The 5,537-nt window shown below is 61.3% G+C and carries 2 protein-coding genes and 2 pseudogenes; 2 read left to right on the top strand and 2 right to left on the bottom strand.

Going from position 1 to position 5,537, the window contains the following annotated elements; translation table 11 throughout:
- The first annotated feature begins 501 nt into the window (after positions 1-501).
- Both AC629_RS19430 and AC629_RS19425 read left to right on the top strand, forming a co-directional pair.
- On the top strand, positions 502-909 hold the full coding sequence (locus AC629_RS19430; RefSeq protein WP_084806637.1) for a hypothetical protein: 408 nt from the start codon (positions 502-504) through the stop codon (positions 907-909).
- Between the two features lie 210 nt (positions 910-1,119).
- Positions 1,120-1,751 (top strand): annotated as a pseudogene (locus tag AC629_RS19425) (tyrosine-type recombinase/integrase).
- Positions 1,752-1,829: 78 nt separating this feature from the next.
- Here AC629_RS19425 and AC629_RS19420 read toward each other — a convergent pair.
- Positions 1,830-5,147 (bottom strand): adenylate/guanylate cyclase domain-containing protein, encoded by a 3,318-nt coding sequence (locus AC629_RS19420; RefSeq protein ID WP_084806636.1) that lies wholly within the window; start codon positions 5,145-5,147, stop codon positions 1,830-1,832.
- Positions 5,148-5,365: 218 nt separating this feature from the next.
- Positions 5,366-5,537, bottom strand: a pseudogene (locus AC629_RS45425) (IS630 family transposase); the annotation flags it as partial.

The following is a 5,537-nucleotide window of genomic DNA, read 5'->3' as shown; positions in this document are numbered from 1 at the left end:
CGTCCAAGGCGGTTCTAGCGCTTAAGCTAGCACGTGGCTTCAACTTAGACGACGAACTGAAGAATGTAATTCTAGCCGTGTCTCGATCATTCGCGTTTTTACACAGCCAGGGTCACGAGCGTCGCCCTCTGCAATAGACGGCGAACTGTCGATTTCCGCTATGCCCCGCTAGCGACCGAGCGTGCGTGGCGGTGCAATATGTCGCGAAGGGCCAATCCCGGTCATCTTGGGAGCAGCAGTCATCGCCTCCAGGACAGTAGGCGCCAATCGGTTCTTCGGGCGGAACCAGACTGTTTCTCAGGGGCGTCCAGCGGCGTAGAACGTCAGTTGCCCCCGAAGCGGGACGTGCCGAAATCGCCGTTCGGGGCGAACGAGCACGAGTGCCATCGGCAGGCATAATCTCTCTAGAGACCGACCCTTTTTCGGTTTCGCATCACCATTCACCACGAAGTGCACGCGCCGCCTCGCGGCGGCTCGTTGCATAACCTCGGGAGAAAAGCGATGAACAAAATTGATCGAAGGTCAGCACTGGCAATCGGGTTGGCAGCGGCTTCGGCGGGCATGATGAAGCCCGCTGCAGCTCAAACCACGGGCTACAAGGATACGACGCCGTGGCCCGGTGTCGTCGTGCGTGCTTACGATGGCGAGACACCATCCCTCATCCCCGGTTTTAAGACCGTCTCAATGCGCGATGTCATCATGCAACCGGGATCGAAGACTATGGGTCCCCCGATGATGAACGCCATGATCTGCCATATCCCCGAGGGGGAGCTTCGGATCGAGCAAGAGGGAAAAACCTTCACGGCCAAGAAGAATTTTGTCTGGACCTGCAACAAAGAAACAAAAGAGCAGGCGTACAATGACGGGAATGTGGTCGCAATCATGCGGATCACGGACCTGAAGGCTTAAGGCTCGTTTGTTCATAAGAAACCATTGCTGGTGCGGATGGCGTATTCGAGAGGCGCCATCCGCAAAATGTAGAGAATGTCGGTTCGGGGTCAATCGCTGCGGACCTAAAGCGGCCCTAGGGCACCACTATGGTCGCAAGCTTCTGAAAGCAGACACGGTCTGCGCGTCACAACGCATGCTCGGTGCCCTCACAGATCGAGGAGTACGATCATGCCTGACGAAGACAGCCCCTCCACCAAAGCTTGCCGGACACCCTGGAACAAGGGAAAGCTGATCGGAGCCAAACCTCCGCTGCGGCCACACCAAGTCTGGTCGATCCGAACCCGGCTCCTGATCGAAAGACGGACCCGCGACCTTGCCCTTTTCAACCTTGCGATTGACGGCAAGTTGCGTGGTTGCGACGTCGTCGCCTTGAGGGTCGAAGATGTCGCTCCGAACGGCTATGCGGTCGATCGTGCGACCGTCCGGCAGAAGAAGACCGGGAGGCCGGTCAAGTTCGAGTTGACGGATCAAACCCGGCAAGCCGTTGACGACTTCTTGAAGGAGGCCGGCAAGAGGCCTGGTGAGTATTTGTTAACTGGGCGCCGGGCTGCGATCGAGCGATGACAACCCGTCAATATGCTCGCCTTCTTGCCGACTGGGTGGCGAGCATCGGGCTTGACCCAAGGGTATTTGGCACCCACTCGCTGCGTCGAACCAAGGCAACGCTGATCTACCGCCGCACCGGGAATTTGCGAGCCGTCCAGCTTTTGCTTGGCCACACCAAGATCGAAAGCACGGTCCGCTATCTCGGCATCGAGGTGGACGACGCGCTCGCGATTGCCGAACAAGTTGAGGTCTGAATCACCAGGGCAGAGCGGACATGTTCTGCCCATCGGCCAGAAGCCGCTTCGGGCCCACAAGGCGACATGCCGGCCGATTTACGTCAGTTCATCGAGCAATGCCTTGGCGGCTCTTAGGTCGGCGGTCGCGAAGCCCTCAGTGAACGAGCTGAACGTTGAAGTGAGCAACGCGCGGGCGTCACTGCACCGCCCCTGATCGCACCAAAGATGCGCGAAGCTCAGCGCTGCGCGAAGCTCCAGCGACTTGGCGCCCTGCGCGCGGGTTATAGCTATAGCCCGCGCAAAGCAGGCTTCGACCTCAGGGGCCGATGCGCCCTGCACCCGCATAAGCTCTCCCTCGATGCGGGCGAGTTCCCCCTCCCACATGTGTTCCTCACCTCTCGCGACGAGGTCCTTTGCCTCGGTAATGACGCGCAGCCCTCGTTCGGCCAGGCCTACCTGCGCATAGGCTGCAGCGAGCATGCAGAGATACCGGGCTTGATACCAACTAACGCCCTGTGCAGTACGTTCAGCTGCGTTCTGACACATGAGTGCAATGCCTGCCTCTGCGGCACCCTGTCGTGCCATGGCCCAGCCGCGGAGGATCAGGCCGTTCACGCGCCAATAGCCCAGGCTGTGCCGATCGGCGAGCTCAACGATCGCATCGGCATGCGCTCGCACGCCCGGAACGTCACCGAGCAATTCGTCCAGGCCGGCACCCGCGAAATTGTGGACGTGCGCCGTGAGGTTTGCTTGATCCAACTTCGCGGCGCAGCGGAACGCCGCGGTGCTTGAACGACGCGCTTGTTCGGGAAAACCGAGAACCCAGAGGACCAGCGAAAGATAGGTGAGAGCCGAGACTTTCGGGTCGTGAACATAATGCACTGGCTGCGATCGATGCCGGCGCGCGTCATACAGGCGGAGGATCGCCTCGAACTCGGACCGCGCCTCAGAAAACGCCCCGAAATGCATGGCCGTAATCGCGGCCAAGCGATGGCTCGCAAGGCGAACCACCGGATTCGGCACGCGGTCCGCTACGTGCCGAGCCTCGTCGCTCAATCGTCGCATCTTGGGATAATCGCCGCGCACGAAGTAGTAGACGAACTCGCCGCTGAGGGTTGCGACCAGAGGCTCCGCCTCGCCGAGACGCTCGCAGAGAACACGTGCCCGACCATACGCGGCGCCGGTTTGTGGCGCGGAATAGCCGTGCACGGCGATCAGAGGCGTACCGATCGCGATCTGATATGCGAGTTCCCGTCGGTCCCGCGCAGGGCTTTCTGGAATCGTTCGCAGCGCTTCCAACCCCCGGGTTAGATGCCGGATGGCCTCGAGATTGGCCGAGTATTGAGCGGCGCGCTCGCCGGCTTTCAGCCAATAGCCGATAGCACGCTCGATCTGGTGAGCTTCCAGGAAATGGAACGCCAGAACTTCCGGCTCACGAGAGACTCGCTCGGGAAAGTGTCTCTCCAGGGCTTCGGCAATGTGCGCATGCAGCTGCTGGCGATCGCTGCGCAGAAGCGTGCTGTAGGCCGCATCCTGCACCAGAGCGTGCTTGAAGGTGTAAACGGAATCCGGCGGCATCCCGCGTTGGAACACCAGTTCAGAAGTCACGAGCCGTGCCAAGTCGTACTGCAGCTCCCGCTCGGTCCTGATGGCACTCAGCAACTCATAAGAAAACTCTCGGCCTATGGCGGCTCCGGTCTGCGCCACTTGCTTGGCGCCCAGTCCAACCCGATCGAGCCGTGCCAGGAGAGATGTGTGCAGTGTCGCGGGCAGAGCGAGCGCTGATATGGACACGCCCTCGGCGCGACCGCTATGGCCATGGTCCTCCAATACAGCTTTGGTTAGCTCCTCGACAAAGAGCGGCACGCCATCGGTGCGATCGACGATTTCTTTCACGGTCTCGGCGGGCAAAGCCTTGTCGCCTGCGACCCGACGCACGAGCGTTACGCCCTGGTGCTGAGCCAGACGGCCAAGAGCGAGCATTGTTACGTGTGACGGTCCCGTCCATGGCTGCCGAAACTCAGGCCGGAAGGTGATCAGCAGCAGCATTGGTAGGCCTGTCACACGATCCACCAGTCGATCGAGTAAGTCGCGCGAGCTGGGGTCGATCCAGTGCACGTCCTCGTAGATCATCAAGAGGGGTTGGTGCCGGGCCAAGGCTGCGATCTGCCGAAGTAGCGCCTCGAATGTCTCCTCCTTCTTTCGCTGCGGATTGAGTTCACGTGGCGTATATAGATCGCCCGCGGGGATCTGCAGCAATTCGGCCAGCAGCGTCATGTCGGCGATTGGCAATGATGTCGGTGCAGGCAGCGCCTCTAGCTTGTGGAACTTGATCGCGGGCGTGTCGTCGCGCTCAAACCCAGCGGCTCGTTCCAGCTGCACGATGATGGGGTACAGAGCACTGTCCTGGTGATGCGGTGAGCAGAAGTAGCGCAATCGGACGCGCGGCTGATCGGCCAGCCGCTCTTGGAACGCAACGCTCAGGCGCGACTTTCCAATGCCGGGTTCGCCCGTGAGCAACACGACCTGCCCTTTTCCTTCCTTGGCCTGTTCCCAGCGCCGATCTAGCAGCTCGATTTCCTGCTCACGTCCGACAAGCGGGGTCAGCGTGGCGGCGGAATGCAGAGCCTCGAACCGGCTACCGACCATGCTTTCGCCTCGCACGCGCCACGCGGCCACCGGTGCGGCGAAGCCCTTTAGCTCGAGCTCGCCGAGTCCCTCATAGACGAAGCCTCCGCCCGTCAACCTGTGCGTCCTTGCGTCGATTACCAGACCGCCTGGTTCCGCCAAGGCTTGCAGCCGCGCCGCGAGGTTCGGTGTCTCGCCCACCACACCGCGCTCGTAAGATTCGCCGGCGCCAACCAGATCGCCCACAACAACGAGGCCTGTGGCGATGCCAACGCGCACCCTTAGGGTCTCGCCCGGCGCAGCCGATACCAGCCGTGGGGTTGCCACAATCTTCAAGCCGGCACGAACCGCCCGCTCGGCATCGTCCTCATGCGCTTGCGGGTAGCCGAAGTAGGCCAATACCCCATCACCCATATACTTGGCGACGAAGCCATCGAAGCGGCCAACCACCCTCGCAACGTCCTTGTGGTACTCGCCAATCACGTCGCGCAAGTCTTCCGGATCAAGTCGCGATGCAAGTGCGGTTGAGCCGACAAGGTCGCAGAACATGACCGTGAGCTGTCGGCGCTCCGCACCCGTAGGCATCAGGCTGCCCGTCATCGCCTCCGTCGAAAACCGCTCTGAAATGGCGCCGTCTGTCAGCGAGGCACCACAAACCCCGCAGAATCTGTTGCCAGCCGGATTCTCCCGGCCGCAGACGCGACACCGCTGGCCCAGCGGCAGCCCGCAGTGCCCGCAGAATCGGTCATCATCACGATTGGCGCTGCCGCAGCTCGGGCAATCCATGCTCGCCCTCCGGCCGGGGAGCACAGTCTAGACCATCATGCCGAGGGCCGCGAGCCGTCGGTGCTGCGCTTCTTGAGCTTAGGCTAGCCCCAAGTCTACCCTACGTAGGGTCGTTAAGTTCGCCCCCGACTGCTGGATGGTCCGGGTTGGTTCATGAGCGCCGTTGGAGGCCTGTTTCGGCAAAGTCCGGTCTACCCACAGCATCAGACGTGGGAGTGCTAGTGTCCTGAACCAGAAGTTCGCAGCATTGGGTCGTGTTTTGCGGGGGCATTGTAACGACAGAAGCGCTCGATGGAAGCAAGGATGTCGTCGGCGGATTTGGTCCATCGGAACGGTTTGGGATCGGCGTTGTGTCGCTCGATGAACGAGGCGATATCGGCCCTGAGGGCG

Origin of the sequence: Bradyrhizobium sp. NAS80.1 (genome assembly GCF_001908205.1) — a bacterium.
Lineage (GTDB): Bacteria > Pseudomonadota > Alphaproteobacteria > Rhizobiales > Xanthobacteraceae > Bradyrhizobium.
The sequence above is the reverse complement of the archived record's forward strand: the minus strand, read 5'-3'. Positions and strand labels throughout refer to the sequence as shown.